The organism is Pseudomonas sp. BF-B-15 (assembly GCF_019946675.1).
Taxonomy (GTDB): Bacteria; Pseudomonadota; Gammaproteobacteria; order Pseudomonadales; family Pseudomonadaceae; genus Aquipseudomonas; species Aquipseudomonas migulae.
In genome coordinates, this window is record NZ_JAGYFZ010000007.1 from 44,935 (window position 1) to 61,562 (window position 16,628).

General features: G+C 55.5%; 21 protein-coding genes. 13 read left to right on the forward strand and 8 right to left on the reverse strand.

Annotated elements, in window-relative coordinates; all coding sequences use genetic code 11:
- Positions 1–31: 31 nt before the first annotated feature.
- From KGA97_RS03980 to KGA97_RS03990, 3 genes are all read right to left on the reverse strand, one after another.
- Positions 32–415, reverse strand: coding sequence for a hypothetical protein (locus KGA97_RS03980; protein WP_223450173.1), 384 nt, complete (start codon positions 413–415; stop codon positions 32–34).
- Positions 416–505: 90 nt separating this feature from the next.
- Complete coding sequence (locus tag KGA97_RS03985) at positions 506–952, reverse strand: hypothetical protein (protein ID WP_223450172.1); 447 nt, start codon at positions 950–952, stop codon at positions 506–508.
- A gap of 43 nt (positions 953–995) precedes the next feature.
- Positions 996–1,388, reverse strand: a complete 393-nt coding sequence (locus KGA97_RS03990; RefSeq protein ID WP_223450171.1) for a DUF6957 family protein — start codon at positions 1,386–1,388, stop codon at positions 996–998.
- A gap of 228 nt (positions 1,389–1,616) precedes the next feature.
- On the opposite strand from KGA97_RS03990, the gene KGA97_RS03995 reads away from it, so the two are divergent.
- Positions 1,617–2,099, forward strand: coding sequence for a helix-turn-helix domain-containing protein (locus KGA97_RS03995; RefSeq protein ID WP_200667644.1), 483 nt, complete (start codon positions 1,617–1,619; stop codon positions 2,097–2,099).
- A gap of 18 nt (positions 2,100–2,117) precedes the next feature.
- Complete coding sequence (locus tag KGA97_RS04000) at positions 2,118–2,483, forward strand: hypothetical protein (protein ID WP_200667642.1); 366 nt, start codon at positions 2,118–2,120, stop codon at positions 2,481–2,483.
- 226 nt (positions 2,484–2,709) lie between these two features.
- Here KGA97_RS04000 and KGA97_RS04005 read toward each other — a convergent pair whose 3' ends face one another.
- Positions 2,710–3,849, reverse strand: a complete 1,140-nt coding sequence (locus KGA97_RS04005; RefSeq protein WP_223450170.1) for an MFS transporter — start codon at positions 3,847–3,849, stop codon at positions 2,710–2,712.
- A 196-nt stretch (positions 3,850–4,045) separates the two neighbouring features.
- Here KGA97_RS04005 and KGA97_RS04010 point away from each other — a divergent pair, with 196 nt between their 5' ends.
- From KGA97_RS04010 to KGA97_RS04020, 3 genes are read left to right on the forward strand one after another with little or no spacing between them, the layout of a single operon-like run.
- Complete coding sequence (locus KGA97_RS04010; RefSeq protein ID WP_223450169.1) at positions 4,046–4,543, forward strand: MarR family winged helix-turn-helix transcriptional regulator; 498 nt, start codon at positions 4,046–4,048, stop codon at positions 4,541–4,543.
- Positions 4,544–4,600: 57 nt separating this feature from the next.
- A complete protein-coding gene (locus KGA97_RS04015) occupies positions 4,601–5,104 on the forward strand; it encodes an arsinothricin resistance N-acetyltransferase ArsN1 family A (RefSeq protein WP_223450168.1) in 504 nt (167 codons plus the stop codon).
- Between the two features lie 15 nt (positions 5,105–5,119).
- The gene (locus KGA97_RS04020; RefSeq protein WP_223450167.1) at positions 5,120–6,460 is read left to right on the forward strand and encodes an FAD-dependent oxidoreductase; all 1,341 of its coding nucleotides are present in this window, start codon (positions 5,120–5,122) and stop codon (positions 6,458–6,460) included.
- Between the two features lie 23 nt (positions 6,461–6,483).
- Here KGA97_RS04020 and KGA97_RS04025 read toward each other — a convergent pair whose 3' ends face one another.
- Positions 6,484–7,569 (reverse strand): flavin-containing monooxygenase, encoded by a 1,086-nt coding sequence (locus tag KGA97_RS04025; RefSeq protein WP_223450166.1) that lies wholly within the window; start codon positions 7,567–7,569, stop codon positions 6,484–6,486.
- A gap of 37 nt (positions 7,570–7,606) precedes the next feature.
- Positions 7,607–7,954 carry an ArsR/SmtB family transcription factor gene (locus KGA97_RS04030; protein ID WP_223450165.1) on the reverse strand — a complete coding sequence of 116 codons (348 nt, stop codon included), beginning with the start codon at positions 7,952–7,954 and terminating at the stop codon, positions 7,607–7,609.
- Positions 7,955–8,306: 352 nt separating this feature from the next.
- Here KGA97_RS04030 and KGA97_RS04035 point away from each other — a divergent pair, with 352 nt between their 5' ends.
- From KGA97_RS04035 to arsJ, 8 genes are read left to right on the forward strand one after another with little or no spacing between them, the layout of a single operon-like run.
- Positions 8,307–8,720: an arsenate reductase ArsC gene (locus KGA97_RS04035; protein ID WP_046819802.1), complete on the forward strand. Its 414-nt coding sequence runs from the start codon at positions 8,307–8,309 to the stop codon at positions 8,718–8,720.
- A 7-nt stretch (positions 8,721–8,727) separates the two neighbouring features.
- Complete coding sequence (locus KGA97_RS04040; protein ID WP_223450164.1) at positions 8,728–9,084, forward strand: metalloregulator ArsR/SmtB family transcription factor; 357 nt, start codon at positions 8,728–8,730, stop codon at positions 9,082–9,084.
- A gap of 45 nt (positions 9,085–9,129) precedes the next feature.
- Entirely contained in the window at positions 9,130–9,600 is a 471-nt protein-coding gene (locus KGA97_RS04045) for an arsenate reductase ArsC (RefSeq protein ID WP_223450163.1), read from the forward strand.
- Between the two features lie 16 nt (positions 9,601–9,616).
- A complete protein-coding gene (gene arsB / locus KGA97_RS04050; protein WP_223450162.1) occupies positions 9,617–10,678 on the forward strand; it encodes an ACR3 family arsenite efflux transporter in 1,062 nt (353 codons plus the stop codon).
- 4 nt (positions 10,679–10,682) lie between these two features.
- Positions 10,683–11,399: an arsenical resistance protein ArsH gene (gene arsH / locus KGA97_RS04055; RefSeq protein ID WP_223450161.1), complete on the forward strand. Its 717-nt coding sequence runs from the start codon at positions 10,683–10,685 to the stop codon at positions 11,397–11,399.
- Positions 11,400–11,411: 12 nt separating this feature from the next.
- Complete coding sequence (locus KGA97_RS04060; protein ID WP_223450160.1) at positions 11,412–11,924, forward strand: tyrosine-protein phosphatase; 513 nt, start codon at positions 11,412–11,414, stop codon at positions 11,922–11,924.
- A 23-nt stretch (positions 11,925–11,947) separates the two neighbouring features.
- Entirely contained in the window at positions 11,948–12,952 is a 1,005-nt protein-coding gene (locus KGA97_RS04065) for an ArsJ-associated glyceraldehyde-3-phosphate dehydrogenase (protein WP_223450159.1), read from the forward strand.
- Between the two features lie 12 nt (positions 12,953–12,964).
- Positions 12,965–14,185 (forward strand): organoarsenical effux MFS transporter ArsJ, encoded by a 1,221-nt coding sequence (arsJ, locus tag KGA97_RS04070; RefSeq protein ID WP_223450158.1) that lies wholly within the window; start codon positions 12,965–12,967, stop codon positions 14,183–14,185.
- Positions 14,186–14,321: 136 nt separating this feature from the next.
- Here arsJ and KGA97_RS04075 read toward each other — a convergent pair whose 3' ends face one another.
- Positions 14,322–15,398, reverse strand: a complete 1,077-nt coding sequence (locus KGA97_RS04075; RefSeq protein ID WP_223450157.1) for an ArsO family NAD(P)H-dependent flavin-containing monooxygenase — start codon at positions 15,396–15,398, stop codon at positions 14,322–14,324.
- Between the two features lie 411 nt (positions 15,399–15,809).
- Positions 15,810–16,283, reverse strand: coding sequence for a hypothetical protein (locus KGA97_RS04080; RefSeq protein ID WP_223480244.1), 474 nt, complete (start codon positions 16,281–16,283; stop codon positions 15,810–15,812).
- Positions 16,284–16,628: the final 345 nt, after the last annotated feature.

The window sequence follows — 16,628 nt, forward strand, 5'->3', positions numbered from 1 at the left end:
GCTTCATCCATGGCGAAGAAAAACACGACCATCACTGCAGCACGTGGGGGGGCAAATGGTGGTGCCCCCGTGAAAGACGCAGGAACTCACGGAGGGTTGAGCGACCGTTCCCTCGCTGAAAAGTCGCAACTACGTACCGTGAGTTCACTGTTGTCAGCACCCAAAATCGTCCCTCGCGTTCAGCCTTAATAACGTCTGAAGTTCGGATTAAATGACCATCGCCGAACCGACCGTACTGGTCTTCGCGTTTGTGGCCAAAAACCACACCGATGCCAGTGCGCGCCCTGATGGCGACTCCGCAGAGGTAGGCGGTAACGGGCTCGTCAAACCCTTGCCCCTGAGCTTTGATGATTCGCATAAGTTCGAAATCTGTATGGCGCTTTACGTGAAAACTTACTTCAATCGTGTTCGGCATAATTGCGTTCCTTTGACCGCTCGTATGGCGCGACTAGGAGTTCGACACGGAATCAACCAAGCTGATGCCGTGCCGAAAACCTGATGGATTTCAGGCTGCGCGGATCATGCCCGCTTGAAAAATCGGGCTGAGATTGGTCAGCAAGTTACTTTGGAAAGCAGGGTTGTGGGAGCTGTGGTATGTGGAGCCTGTCTCTACTTCCACTAGACACACCACGCCCTCGTTCTCGTCTTCACCAAGTGTCACCTTGGTCAGAGTTTCCATGCGCCAACCTTTTGTGCCATTCATGTGGGCCGGCGTGACTACCTGAACATCGGTGACGATGGTCTCGGCGTCTTGGGCAATCAAAATTTGCTGTAGCCGATTTTCGTTGTCGACCATCAGCGCCGCTTCGGTGATTTTGTCTTGGTACTTTGCTTGGACGGTCACGTGATACCAATGGGTTCGTAGCACTCTGGATACCTTCTGCCAATGGCATTGACCTTCGCCAAACATGCCCGGTAGACCGAGCATGTCGTCGTCGTGTGTTCTAAACATCGTATGTCCTTGGGTCTCAAGAGGCCGCGTTACAGAGCGCAGATTAGAAGAAGGAAAAAATAGTCTTCAGGCTCGCAGGTTGTTCATGACCTGGGCCGATCAAGGCGTAAATGGTGTTTCTGGTTTCGAACACGACACCGTCGTTGAAATTGGTGCACATGCTTGAGCGAACCCAGTCGCCTTGCTGAAAACGTCCCTGACTGTCCTCGACCACATTGTGAGCAAACACGATCATTGGGAGCTGACCCGCTGCATGAACCTTGGAGAGTTCGTCGGGAGTGACTTCGATGCGAAATATTGTCCAGTCCGTGATCAAGCAGTACGGCTTTCCGGGGAAGCGTTGGCTCACCAGCGCTCGTGCTTCTGAGCTGCTCGACAGGCCTTCAAGAGGCGTCCGTGGCCCTTTCATAAAGTCGGGTTCTTCGACGCTAGCCATAGGGTGTCCTTTGATTAATAACCAGGAAATTGACAATTCAATCCTGTTTGTTGCCGTTCGCCGTCGTGCGGATAGGCCTCCCGCACGCGTGCTGCGTTGCGCTATTTGCGACGATCTAAATCATGGAAGGCCGACCTTAGACCTCGGCGCGCACCGTAATACGGATCATAGCCCGTGTTATGGTGCGTCGCAATATGGCTTTATCCTCGATTTACTTGAGGAAAAGTCATGGAGGCGGCAGAAGCACTAGCTGTAGTGGTACGCGCCGTGCGTAGAAGAAAAGGCCTATCTCAAGAAAACCTGATCAGCATCGACCGTTCCTACTGGGGCCAGATAGAGCGTGGGGAAGTAAATATCACGATTGACGTCCTCATTCGGCTAGCAGCGCTACTGGAGGTAGAGGCGGCTTCGTTGATCCTCATGGCGACCTCTCTGCAGTCCAATGAACCATTCCGGGAAGGGCTGAAGCGTCTAAACAAGCAGTTGAATAAGATTAAAAGAGATGGCGTCGATTCTGAGATGGAGTCGTTGTCACGTGCTGGGAAGCTACCACCTGGCCGACCACCTCGATCCGGGGCGGCGGACAAGGCTGCAGAGGCTAATCGTCTGAACAACGAAGGAGTATCCGTGGCCGAGATTTCGGAAGCATTGGGGCTGTCGAAAACTACCGTTCGCAGATATCTGAAAACAACCACACCCGAACATCCGTGATTTCCGAATGACCTCTAAATGACCAGCACCCGACTGAAAATGTCACAGGAGGGACTGCTGTGGAAGGCTGCTCTGGAACACCTTGGCCCCATAGATCTCCATCAAGTGGTGGTCGAACTATGGACAATAACCCGGCCACCCGCCCGCACTACTGTCGAGTATCTGGACAGCGACTACGTCGGTGGTGACGTGCTGAATTTACTGAGAATTGCTCAAATCGCTGTCGGCGCGGTAGTGCCTTACAGGCCGGTTGAGTCAGGCAGGATCGCGATCTATTCCGCTCACGCCGAGCATCTTGCACATGGGTTATTGCAGGCCATGCCGGTCGGAAAGCTTCCGCCCAGTTTGAAGGGGGCCCGGCTTGAGGCTGAGCTGGGAATGTAGATCGAATGCCGTACTCCGGCCCAAGCAGGCCATTTCACTCCTATTCATGCTCAGCTTGGCCTCGACCTGTCCCGAGTGGCCGGGTAGGTCGGGTAGGTCGGGTAACCAATAGATTTTTTCGACCCAGGTACTTCAGCGAGTCGCCTAACCAGGTAATTAGATGGTTGTGAGAAGTTTCCATACCGGGCACTGCGATGTGATCGTGGCCTTCTCTGGAGTCAACCATCTATTTCGAAGGAAGACCGAAGCTCGCGATAAGGCTTGCCGTCGCTAGAGTGCACATCACAACGAGCAAAGGTGTTGAGCCTAGTTTGTCCAGAATCACAGCCGCTGCTACAGGGCCTACTGCTTGTGCGACCAGCATTGGGCGGGCCAATAAGCCCATGCGAGTACCGTAGCCATCTTGCCCAAAAAGAGTCAGTGGTAATGTCCCACGGGCGATGGTCAGAATCCCATTTCCAGCGCCGTATAGCGCCATCGCAATGAATGCCAGCCATGGAATAGCCGGTATCAGCAGCCCGATTCCTATCCCGCTTAGCAATATCGCCGCCTTGGCAGATGTGGTCGGATGCAAGTTTCGCCCAAGGGAGAGCTCTGCAAGCCGGGCTACGACTTGAGATGGCCCTATCATCATGCCGATGGCCAGTGCGGTGGCTGTAGCGATGCCGAGCAGTTTCAGCACATCAAGCAAATGGACAGAAATTGAAGAGATCACCAGCGACTGGAGTGTCAGTAGCGCTGCCAACAGCAGAAAGAGGCGATTACCCGATTTTGTGTCATGGGCGGTGGCGGCGGAAGAGGCGTGTGTAGGAACTGCCGCCCTGCTAGGGATGCACTCACTCTTTGGAATCAACAAGAGATGAATCGGTAATCCTACGACCAGATGAGCTGCGGCTAACGTGACGCAGCTATATCTCCAGCCAATCTGATGTTCTAGGCCAGCGATCAGTGGCCAGCCCAAAGTGCTGGCGAACCCACCCAGAAGAGTGAGTCCGGTCATCGAAGTGCGCGCGCTGTCCCCAAATAGACGTCCAAGAGTCGAGAATGCGGCGTCATACAGGCCGGCAGCCATGGCGGCGCCAATGAATGTCCAGGCCACGTAGTAGATGACCAGGTTGCTAGCCACACCCATCAGCAGCAGCCCCAGTGCCATCAATATCGAACTGGTTGCCAGGACGGGGCGGCCACCGTGCCGATCTATCTGCCTCCCAACCATGGGAGAACAAGCCCCTGCAACCAACAAACCCCATGAAAGTCCGGCCACGGTGCTGGTAATCGACCATCCCATCTCTCGTGCAATCGGCGTCGCGAGGACTGCGGGCAAGTAGTACGTTGTACTCCACGCGAGTATCTGTGCGATGCCCATCGCCCAGACCAGCCCAACTCGATTGACTGTGCCCTGTCTGCTGATTGGATAACTCACAAGGTGCGAGCCTATTTTAGTTGTTAGATGCAACAAATTAGCGAGGCCTGTACAGCATCGTCAACCAAAATGAAGAAGTGGTTGACCGTTTCCTGAAACCAAGATTATCGTTGCACCTAACAACTAATTTGTGATGGCCATGGCAAAGCGAAAAAAAGACCAGCTGACTCAGGATTCCGAAGATCTGTACGAAGCCTTGAACCAGCTCGTCCGGGTGTATCAGTTCCGCGACCGGGATCGCATCTGCTGCTACGACGTTTCGGTCACGCAATGCTATGCCATCGAGACTCTGGTCAAAATGGGCCGACTCCGCCTGCAAGCGCTGGCAGAAGAGATGTTTCTGGATAAAAGCACTGCAAGCCGGGTGGTCGATACGCTTGAGCGCAAGGGTTATGTGTCGCGGGTGGAGGACTGTGAGGATCGTCGTGCAGTGCAGGTTGAGGTTACTGAATCTGGTCATGAGCTTTACCAGAAGATCCGCGCTGACCTGATCGCTGAAGAGCGGGCAATGATCGAGCAGTTGTCACCCGAAGCGCGGCAAGGCGCGTTGAGCTTGCTGAAGCAGATCACTAGGGCGACTGAGATTCGCTGTGGCCTGGTCAGTGGCTGCTGCCCGTCGGTGCCCGAAATGAAATAAAAGGTAAACCCCTTTTTTATCTGAAATGTTGTTACTACCAACTGGATGGGTTCAAGCATGCACATTCGATTCGCCGAAGTCAGGGACGCTGCGTCGATAGCTGGCATCTACAACCAGGGTATTGCGGAGCGAAGCTCTACATTCGAGACCACGTTGCGCGGGCCAAATGACATGCTTGAGCGCATTGCCTTGATGGAGCGCTATCCGACCTTGGTTATGGTTAACGATGCGGATGAGGTGGTCGCTTGGGCAGGTTTGAGTAGTTACCGTTCCCGTACCTGTTACGACGGTATCGCAGATTTTTCGATCTACCTGGATCGGAGCATTCGAGGCCAAGGACTAGGAAAAGTTTTGCTTCAAGCGCTACTGGATGAGGCCAAAACCCGAGGTTTCTGGAAGGTGCTATCACGCATTTTCACCTTTAACACGGCCAGTTTGGCGTTGTGTCGTTCGTGTGGGTTTCGGGAGGTAGGTGTGTACGAAAAACATGCATGCCTTGAAGGTCAGTGGCTTGATTGTGTGATCGTTGAGCACCTAATTCCTGTTAATCAGCCGCACTGAAGCGAGGAGTCAGTCATGGACAGTAAACTTCCTGTTGCCATCATTGGTGCCGGCCCTGTGGGGCTGGCTGCTGCCTGCCATCTCATCGCGAGGGGGCTGACACCTTTGATCTTTGAAGCGGGGCCCAGCGCAGGGGCTAGCATCGAAAACTGGGCGCACGTGCGGATGTTCTCTCCATGGGGGTTCAACGTCGACAAGCAGGCTGCCACGCTGCTCACGGCCCAAGGATGGGTGGCGCCCGCTGAAGACGTTTATCCCACCGGACGTGAACTGCTGGATGAGTACGTATATCCACTTGCAGCGCTGCCATCCGTGAATAGGTACCTGTGCCTGAACACCGAAGTCCTGGCGGTGACTCGGTTCGGCCAGGACGTCATGAAGACGAAGAACCGTGCAGCCGCATCATTTCTGCTACGGGTCAGGACACAAGAGGGCGAAAAGGATGTGCTCGCCAGTGCAGTCATAGATGCATCCGGTACGTTCCGCTCGCCAAATTGGATGGGGGCACATGGTATTCCTGCCTTGGGCGAGAAGGGCCTGGCTGATCGCATCGCTTACGGCATTCCCGAAGTGCTTCATAGTGAGCGGCAACGCTATGCAAATCGGCGAGTCATGGTGGTTGGCAGCGGCCATTCGGCGTTCAATGTCTTGCAAGATTTGACTCGGCTTGCCCAGCAGGAGCCCCGCACGAAGATCTATTGGGTGATTCGTGGCGCATCTTTGGATCGCATATTGGGTGGTGGGGCAAACGACAAGCTGGAGGAACGAGGAAAGTTAGGACAGAGGGTTCGCCAACTGTTGAACGATGGGGCCATTGAGCTGTTCACTGACATCGCCATCGACAAGGTTAGTGCATCTATCAATGGCATCGTTGTCGAGGCGGACGGCCATGCTCTCCCGGTTGCGGATGAAATCGTGGTCGCAACGGGTTTCCGACCTGAATTGGGACTACTTGCCGAACTGCGCTTGGCGCTAGATTCAGCGACTCAAAGCCCCATTCATCTTGCTCCGCTGATTGATCCGAATGAGCATAGTTGCGGCACTGTTCGTCCACATGGTGCCGTCGAGCTGGCTCATCCTGATGAAGGGATCTTCATCGTAGGAATGAAGAGCTATGGCCGCGCCCCGACCTTCCTCCTCCTGACAGGCTATGAACAGGTGCGTTCGGTGGTAGCGGCGCTGGCCGGTGATTGGGATGCGGCCAAGCGAGTTGAATTGGTCTTGCCAGAGACAGGTGTGTGTAGCACGCAGTTCGATGATTCTGAGTGCTGCGACCGAGCGGCAAGACCTGGTTGCTGCGAATCAAGTTGTTGCACCGTTGCGGATAAGGCTAAGGATGTGGCGCCGACCAGGTAGGCGTGCATCATTGCTTTAGTTGCTCATCGCTGCGCGACTATCAACATTTTTTTACCCGTGATGCGCAGATGGCGTAGCAAATGTGGAAGGATGACTTCAGCGTCAGGCCCTACACCTCTGAGAGTTGCTGAGGCGAAATTGCGCTGCTTTGGTAACCCCATAAAGTACAGGCCTGGGATGTGCAGTGCTCGTCCATCGCGCTGCATTAATCGCCCTCGATCATCCGTCACCGCGAGGTCTTCTAGAAAGGAAATATTTGGGCGGAAACCAGTGGCGAAGATTAGGCAATCAACGGCTTCGTGGTGACCATCCGTCCAAACAACTCCGGTTGGGGTTACTTGCCCGAACATCGACCGCTGGTTGAAAAGTCCTGACTTCAGTGCCTTTTTGTAAGTACCGTCATCCAGTACCGGAGTGCTCTGGTCATTGAGCCAGCGGGTTCTTTCCAGGCCTGTCCATTTCAGCCAGGCGTGGAAATCTGCGCCGAGCAGCTTCTGCGGAAAGAATCGAATCGCCTCGCGCGTGGCAAGCGTGACCTCGGCCACCTTGGCTAGCTCGTAAGCAATCTGCACCGCCGAGTTCGCCGCTCCAATCACTACAATGCGTTGACCACGGAGCATTTCCACATTCCGATACTCGGCACTGTGAAGGCGAACACCTTGGAAGCTTTCGAGCCCAGGAATGTCCGGTGTATAGGGACGACTGAATGCCCCCGATGCCACGATCAGCGCCCTGGTAAAGAAGCGCTGCCCATTGGCAGCCACTATCTGGAACCCCCCAGCTTCCTCATCCACCTTTATGACCTGTATCCCCGAAAGAATCGGCAACTGGAAGAAGCTGGCGTACTGCTCCAGGTAGCGCACTACTTCATCGCGGGAGGGGTAGCGCCCCGGTTCTCCAGGAAACGGCAGTCCCGGTAGAGAGGAGTAGGCTGCCGGAGAGAACAGTTCGAGGCTGTCGTAGTAATTACGCCAGTTGCCACCTGGTTGCTGCTGTTCATCCAGGATCAGGAAATCGAGTCCCTGCTGTTTCAAATGCCAGCCACAGGCCAGTCCTGCCTGCCCTGCGCCTACTACGACAACATCGAATGGGTGATCTATTGCGTTCATGTGTGCGCACCTATACACATTTTAAGGTAAGAAAAAATCAGCGAGACCCACCTGGGCAGCACAATAAAGCAATGCTCTTGGTGTGATGGAGGATGTCCTCCAGTCGCTTGACGATGGCTGGGCCGTCCACCTCATAGAACATCTGACGTCCCACCTTAGTGGCGCGCACGATCCCGGCATCCAGCAGCACCTGAAGATGACGAGATACCACCGAACGCTCCTGGGGTAGATCCGCCGCAATCGCGGTCACATCTGCTCGGCCCAATTGCATCACGCGCTTTAGCACCGCGACTCTTGGCGGCTCGCAGAGGGCTTTGAAAAATGCACCATCGAGAGACTCAATGGCAGACTCAATGGCTTGTGATCGGTTGGTGGTGACGTTCATACCGAGAATATATGTGCATGTTGATGCACATGTAAAGTCCCGTTTGAAGGATGGCGTTGCCCCTTCAGCCGAGAATAGGCAGGGTCAGTTTGTTCAGCGCAAGGCTCATGTTTGAGGTTGCGGTGCGGGAGAGCCTAACGCGACAACGATGACAGATTAATTACCAAATACGGATATGCGAGTAATCAGATGTTAAATAGCCGGAGACAAGCCATTGAATGCGATCAGACTGAGGCTTATGGGCGTCTCTGGTCTGAAATTGGCTATTTTGTGGAGTCACCAGTCTTGCTGCTTTACTGAATATTCGGAAAATCGTATATTCGTAAAACCATATCCAATTCGAGACTTGGCGATGACCGATAAGACCCGCGTGCTGTTTGTTTGTGTGGCTAATGCTGCCCGCTCGCAGCTTGCTGAAGCGCTGCTGCGCCACACTGATTCAGAGCAATTCGAAGCCTTCAGTGCAGGTACTGCGCCCGGCGAGATTGATCCCCGCACCTTGGGATCACTTCAGCACCTGGGTGTAAGTACCGAAGGGTTGCACAGCAAGTCTATCGATGAGTTTGCGGGAGAGCGTTTCGATTACGTCATCACGCTGTGCGATAAATCGTCTCTGGAATGTCATGCCCTTCCAGGCGCCGGAGAGGTGCTGGCCTGGAACTTTGAAGACCCGGTCACTAGCACCAAACATGATGCATTTCGTCACACCCTTCACGAGATCCATGAACGCATCAAGATGTTCGTGTTGGTGAAAAACAAACGTTGAGACCCCTATGGCTGACCATCTGACACCGACCACCGTATTCAAATGCCTGGCCGACGAAACCCGCATTCGCCTGATGTTGCTCATCACCCGTGAGGAAGAGCTGTGTGTTTGCGAACTGACCTGCGCACTCGATGAGAGCCAGCCGAAGGTTTCCCGCCACCTGGCGCAACTGCGCAATTGCGGTTTGCTGGAGGATCGTCGGCAAGGTCAGTGGGTGTATTACCGCCTGCATCCCAGTCTGCCGGACTGGGTGATCGCCGTACTGAAAACCACTCTTGACGCCAATCAGCATTGGCTCAGTACCGACGCCAAACGCCTCGACGTGATGGGGGATCGCCCTCAGCGCCTAGCCGCTTGCTGCTGAGTTAACGCCTGCCCGAGCAGCGCTCGGTCTTTACGAGATAGCCTGATGAAGATTCTGTTTCTGTGCACCGCAAACAGCTGCCGCAGCATTCTTTGTGAAGCCATGTTCAATCATTTGGCTCCGACGGATATGCACGCCTACAGCGCCGGCAGCCAGCCGAAGGGTGAAGTGCACCCGCTGAGTCTGAAAACGTTGGATAAGGCTGAAATCTCGCCCGCAGGGCTCTATAGCAAGTCCAGTGATGTCTACGAGAACCTGGCGCCTGATTTCGTCATCACGGTGTGTGACAAGGCTGCCGGCGAAGCCTGCCCGGTGTTTTTCGGGCCGGCCACCAAGGCCCATTGGGGCTTGGCAGACCCTTCGGAATATCAAGGGACTCAAGAAGAGATCGAGGCGGCTTTCGAAGCCACTCTGGAGCAGATCAGAACCCGAATCGAAGCCTTCCTCGCTTTACCGCTCAAGCGGTTAAGTGCCGAACAACTCAAGGCCGAGCTGGCCCTGATCGGCACCCTCTGACACTGGAGACATGACGATGAGTAAAAGCCGTCTTTCTTTTTTGGATCGCTATCTGACGGTCTGGATCTTTCTCGCCATGGCGATTGGTGTCAGCTTGGGCAGTCTGTTCGAGGGGCTGCCGGCCTGGCTTAACAGTCTTTCGGTGGGTTCGACCAACATCCCGATTGCCATCGGCCTGATTGTGATGATGTATCCGCCGTTGGCCAAGGTCAGGTACGAAGAGCTGCCGGAGGTGTTCAAGGACAAGCGCATCTTGGCGCTATCGTTGATCCAAAACTGGGTGATTGGCCCAGTGCTGATGTTCGTACTGGCCATCGTCTTTCTCGCTGACAGGCCGGAGTACATGACCGGCCTGATCCTCATCGGTTTGGCTCGCTGCATCGCCATGGTGCTGGTGTGGAATCAGATCGCGGGTGGCAACAACCAATACGTCGCTGGGTTGGTTGCCTTCAACAGCATCTTCCAGATCCTGTTCTTCAGTGTGTATGCATGGATCTTCCTTGGTCTGCTGCCGCCATTGTTCGGTCTACAGGGCAGCGTAATTGACACCAACTTTGTCAGCATCGCCGAGTCCGTGCTGATCTACCTGGGCATCCCATTCCTGGCTGGTTTCCTTACGCGCAAGATCCTCATCAGTCGCAAAGGCGAGACCTGGTACAGCCAACGCTTCATTCCGCGTATCAGCCCCCTGACGCTGGTCGCGCTGCTCCTGACCATCGTGGCGATGTTCAGCCTCAAGGGCGACATGGTGTTGCAGCTTCCGCTGGATGTGCTGCGTATCGCTATCCCGCTGACTATCTACTTCGTGGTGATGTTCTTCATCAGCTTTTGGATGGGCAAGCTGCTCCGCGCTGACTATCCACGCACTACCGCGCTGGCCTTTACCGCTGCCAGCAACAACTTCGAGCTGGCCATAGCCGTGGCCATCGCGACTTTCGGTCTCGCCTCACCGGTGGCCTTCGCCACGGTGATTGGCCCACTGGTGGAAGTGCCGGTGTTGATCTCCCTGGTTGGCGTGGCCCTCTGGCTGAAACGCCGCTGGTTCGATCAACCCAAAGGCGCCCTCACACAGGAATAAATCTATGACTGAAGAACTGATCCCCAACCTCGATGCCGAACTGGTTGATCTGCCGAAACTCGATAAGCTCGGCAGTACGTTGTCGGCCACGCACAAGCCGCGCATCCTGCTGCTCTACGGTTCGACTCGCGAGCGTTCGTTCAGCCGCCTGCTGACTGAAGAAGCTGCGCGCCTGCTGCAGCACTTCGGCGCAGAAACACGCATCTTCAATCCATCTGAGCTGCCGTTACCAGATGTCGTGCCGGACAGCCACCCCAAAGTGCAAGAACTACGCGAACTGGTGCTCTGGTCAGAAGGTCAGGTCTGGTGTTCCCCAGAGCGCCACGGCTCGATGAGCGCGGTGTTCAAAGCGCAGATCGACTGGATTCCGTTGACCATGGGCGCGGTGCGCCCAACCCAGGGTAAGACGCTGGCGGTGATGCAGGTCTGTGGTGGCTCGCAATCCTTCAACGTGGTCAACCAGCTGCGTGTGCTGGGTCGCTGGATGCGTATGTTCACCATTCCCAACCAGTCCTCGGTGCCGAAGGCCTACCTGGAGTTCGATGAGGCCGGGCGGATGAAGCCCTCCGCATTCTACGACCGTGTCGTGGACGTGATGGAAGAGCTGGTGAAATTCACTTTGCTGCTGCGTGAGCGGCAGGACTATCTGGTCGACCGCTATTCCGAGCGTAAGGAATCGGCGGAAGAACTCATGAAACGTGTTAATCAGCGCTCCATTTGAGGGTATTTCGCCGTGCAACAACACCCATATTCCGTACTACCCCTGGCACAGTTCAGTGGCCAATTGATCTTCACCCCGTGCCCCGGCACCAAGGGCACCCTACCTTTCGAGGCGCTGCAAACCCTTAAGGCAGCAGGTGCATCGGCGCTGCTGACTCTGATGCCGACCGAGGAGTTGCTTCAGAACGAGATCGACCTGCTGCCCGAAGAGTGCCAAATGCTCGGCATCGAGTGGTTTCACCTGCCAGTGGACGATGATCAAGCTCCTGGCGAAGCATTCAAAACCGCATGGGAACAGCACAATTCACGACTTAAGCAGCTGCTGAACGAAGGGAAAACCATTGCCATCCATTGCAAGGGTGGTTCGGGCCGTACCGGCTTGATTGCGGCGCAACTGTTAATCGAGAGCGGTGTGCCATTCAACGATGCCATCCGTGACGTTCAGTCGTTGCGTCCTCGCGCTATCCAGCATCCTGCCCATATTGAATACATCGGCCAGTTTGACTCTGAGTCGAACTCCCACTGACGACAGATACAGAGCAAAACAACATGACTATCAAAGTTGGTATTAACGGTTTCGGTCGCATCGGTCGTCTCGCCCTGCGTGCAGCCTGGAGCTGGCCAGAGTTCGAGTTCGTGCAAATCAACGACCCGGCAGGCGATGCAGTAACCCATGCGCACCTGATCAACTTCGACTCTGTGCATGGTCGTTGGCACAGCGAAGCCAGCGCAGAAGGCGATCATGTAGTGATTGGCGGCAAGCGCATCAAGGTCAGCGCGAACAAAGCGATTGCCGACACCGACTGGTCGGGTTGCGATTTGGTGATCGAGGCCAGCGGCAAGATGAAGACTGTGGCAGTGTTGCAGGCCTACCTGGATCAAGGCGTTAAGCGTGTGGTGGTCTGTGCGCCGGTTAAGGAGCAAGGCGCCTTGAACGTGGTGATGGGCGTTAACCAACACCTATTCGACCCGGCGCAGCACCGTATTGTGACCGCTGCCTCCTGCACCACCAATTGCCTGGCCCCGGTCGTCAAAGTGATCCACGAGAATCTGGGCATTCGCCACGGCTCGATCACCACGATTCACGACCTGACCAACACCCAGAGCATCCTCGATCAGCCGCACAAGGATCTTCGCCGTGCCCGTGCCTCGGGCATGAGCCTCATCCCGACCAGCACCGGCTCGGCCACCGCCATTGCGGAAATCTTCCCCGAACTGCGTGGCCGCCTGAATGGTCACGCGGTGCGCGTCCCGCTGGCCAACGCCTCGCTCACCGATTGTGTGTTCGAAGTGGAGCGCGCCACCTCAGTGGACGAGGTTAATGCGTTGCTCAAGGCGGCGGCAGAAGGCCCACTGAAAAATATCCTGGGCTATGAAGTTCGCCCACTGGTGTCCATCGACTACCGCACCGACCCGCGCTCATCGATCATCGATGCGCTGTCGACGATGGTGATCAATGGCACTCAAGTGAAGATCTATGCCTGGTACGACAACGAATGGGGTTACGCCAACCGCGCTGTTGAGTTGGCCAAACTGGTCAGTTTGGCCGATTAACAGGGAGAGGTCATGAACGCGTTGTCAGCTCTTTCTCCGCAAGTGCGCCAGTACCTGTTGGTGACCGGCAATTACTGGGCCTTTACCCTCACCGACGGTGCGCTACGCATGTTGGTTGTGTTGCACTTCCATGCGTTGGGCTACAGCCCGTTACAGATTGCGTTCCTGTTTCTGTTCTACGAAATCTTCGGCGTCATTACCAATTTAGTGGGCGGTTACCTGGGGGCCCGTCTAGGCCTGAATCGCACCATGAACATTGGTTTGGGCTTACAGGTGGCAGCCTTGTTGATGCTGACTGTGCCCGCCGCCTGGCTGACCATCCCTTGGGTGATGGGGGCCCAGGCGCTGTCGGGTATTGCCAAAGACCTCAACAAGATGAGTGCGAAGAGCTCCATCAAGCTGCTGGTGCCCGACAACCAGCAAGGCACCCTTTACCAGTGGGTGGCAATTCTCACCGGCTCGAAGAACGCGCTCAAAGGCGTGGGTTTCTTCCTGGGCGGTGCGCTGCTGGCATTGCTGGGCTTCACGGTTGCCGTGCTGGCGATGGCCGCAACTCTGGCGCTGATATGGATAGCCAGCCTGTTCCTGCTGAAGAAGGATCTGGGCAAAGCCAAGGCTAAACCGAAGTTCCGCGACATCCTCTCCAAGAGCAAGGCGATCAACATCCTCTCGGCGGCGCGAATGTTCCTCTTTGGTGCCCGAGACGTGTGGTTCGTAGTGGCGTTGCCGGTCTACCTGAGCACGGTGTTTGGTTGGGACTTCTGGATGGTTGGTGGCTTCTTGGCGGCCTGGGTCATCGGTTATGGCATCGTCCAGTCGTTGGCCCCGAACATCACCGGAAAGAAGCGCGGCCACGTCCCGGATGGGCGGGCTGCCTTTGTTTGGGCGGCATTGCTGGCAGGTCTGCCTGCTGCAATCGCTCTCGGTCTCTCGGCGGGTGGGTCGCCTCACGTTGTGCTGCTGGGTGGGTTAATGGTGTTCGGCGTGCTGTTCGCGGTGAATTCCTCGCTGCACAGCTATCTCATCGTCTCGTATGCCAAAGAAGACGGGGTATCGCTGGATGTGGGTTTCTACTACATGTCCAACGCCTTGGGCCGATTGCTCGGAACCGTGCTGTCCGGCTGGATTTATCAGAGTTACGGATTGGAGGCTTGTTTGTGGGTTTCCTCGGCCTTCGTGTTGCTGGCTGCCCTGATCTCTATCGCCTTACCCAGGCATGTCCAGGCGATATGAAGCCGTCAGGCAGGACGGAGTGATCCTCTAAACGACTGCATGGTCAGTATCCAGCTATATGCTTCAGCGGAAGGTATCCAGCAAGGCCCCCCCCTCAACAGTCAGCGGTATATACCAAGGCCGACTGTAGTCCGCCTCAGGTGGACTGATCAGCGAGAAAGGCCACGATCTCACTGACTGTGCTCCTTGCTGTTCGTGTTACACCGATCAAAGTGGCGGAAGCCGAACCTGTCCACTCGCCGTAACCGACCAGCCATAGTCTTGGCTCTTCGGTCGAGTGTGTACCTTCGACCTCAACGCGGCCCTCGGTGTTGATCACCCCCAGTGAATCCAGATGCTGTAGGGCTGGTCTGAATCCGGTACACCAGATCACCACATCCACGGCAGATTCAGATCCATCGGCCCAAATCACGCCATCGCGAGTGAAACGTTCAAAAGGGCGTACAGATTTGAGAGCTGCACGCTCACGGGCTTCTACAACTGGCGGCACCATTACAATGTCCCCCAACCCGCCGACGGGCTGGTCAATGACACGCCCGTCCTGCTGAGCTTTCAAGCGCTGAGTGGCACGCTCGAATAGTACCCGTCCATCCACTTCGTCAGGCAAAAACACCGGTTCAGTAGGGGTTACCCAAGTGGTCTCGGCGACTTTGGACACCTCGGCCAGAATCTGTGCCCCTGAATTACCGCCACCCACCACCAAAACCTTCTTGCCAGCAAACGCTTGTGCATCGACATAGTTCGCGGAGTGCAATTGCCGACCGGCGAATAACTCGGCATCAGGGTAGCGAGGGATATACGGATTGCTCCAGGTGCCGGTAGCGCTGATTACAAACCTGGCATCCCAATACCTGTCGTCAGAACGTACTCGTAAGCCAGACTCTAGACGTTCCACAGAAACGACCCGAACCGGGCGTTCAACCGAAAATTGGTAACGCTGCTCATATTGGTTGAGATAGTCGACCACATGATTTCGTGTGGGGTAACCCTCTTGCGCGGGCGGCATCATCCAGCCAGGGATCGAACTCCAGGTGGACGGCGAGAATAAACGTAACGAGTTCCAGCCGTGCCGCCACGCACCACCGGGTTCTTCCTCCGCATCGAGGATAACGAATGAAAGTTGGGTTCGGCGTAGGAAATACGCTACCGCCAAGGCTGACTGCCCCCCACCGATAATGACTACATCTAGCTGGCCACTGAGCGAATGAGTCACGGGGAAACCTTAGGTCGGTGCTGGACGGCGAGTATAGCGACTCAGGTTTAAATCCAACTGATCTAGCTCATATGTTGAGGATGCTGGAGCCGGGTAAGCGGGTGAAATGGGCCGATGGGAGAGCGCTGATGAAGCGAGGGAGGAGATTCGCAAGTCGCTGCGAGCTTCTTGCCGCTTCTGGCCTGGCTACACTGGCAGTACCCGACTACTACCGAATGAGCGGCATATCTACGGCTCGCGGCGTGGCTCGATCCTCGCCAGCTTTATCCATGTCGTAACTTTGCTGGTGGTCATGGGCTCGCTCGGCTGGGAGTCTCTCCATCGCTTGCAGACGCAAGTGCCTATACCGCCGACTTGGCTCAATTGAGAACGTCCCATAGGGCCCACACCTATTGCGGCTTGCGGTAGGCATTATTTGCCCTGCACTACTCGAACATGTGCATGGCTTATAGCTTTGTAGACACGAATCGATCTTAAAAGCGGCCACCAGTCATATAGAAAAATCTGCAGCGGTCGCCACATTGCCACCCAGCCAACGATCATCAGACTTTCGCGCGCTATGCCGACTACGGCGCTAGCACTAAGTTGGCCGATGACATCGACTGCGATAAGGCAAAGGGTAACAAAACCGATGCCGATCAACAGGCTAATGCGGCCCTCTCGAAGGAGGCGTTTCAACTCACTGCGTACGAGACCTGCTTTATGATCAAAGTAGTTGTGGATTGCATCGACCATGATCGCACTTGGATCGCCTTCTGCTGGCAGGTGCTCAAGGTGGATTGTGATACGAAGCAGGCTGTCCGACGGAAACTCTGCTGCCCAGGTCTCGATGAACGCTTCAGCCTCGCGATCAAGATCCTTGTTAAGGAAAGGTGTCGGATCCATCGAGTTAAACAACTGTGCAAGTTCGCTTACCCGGAGTTGAAGGTGATGCTCATGGTGATGTTTTTTTTCATGGCACTACTCGATTATTATGCATTGTCAGTTTCGAGTCGCACGACTCGCTTGCGCTGCGCCTCTGTCCTTATACAGCGCACTGACCGCCGCTGGCATCACCCTCAAATTCCAGCTTCAATTTACCCTACAGCCTGCCGGTGAACGGCGGGCTAGAGAGGACGTGATTGGCGTGCGCGGATTGTCCGTGGAGGACAGCCATGAACGAGGAATTGAGGTGGATTGCACGTAAACCTTTATGGAGCAACTGCTTGCCACGCAAATGTCCTAGTTTTC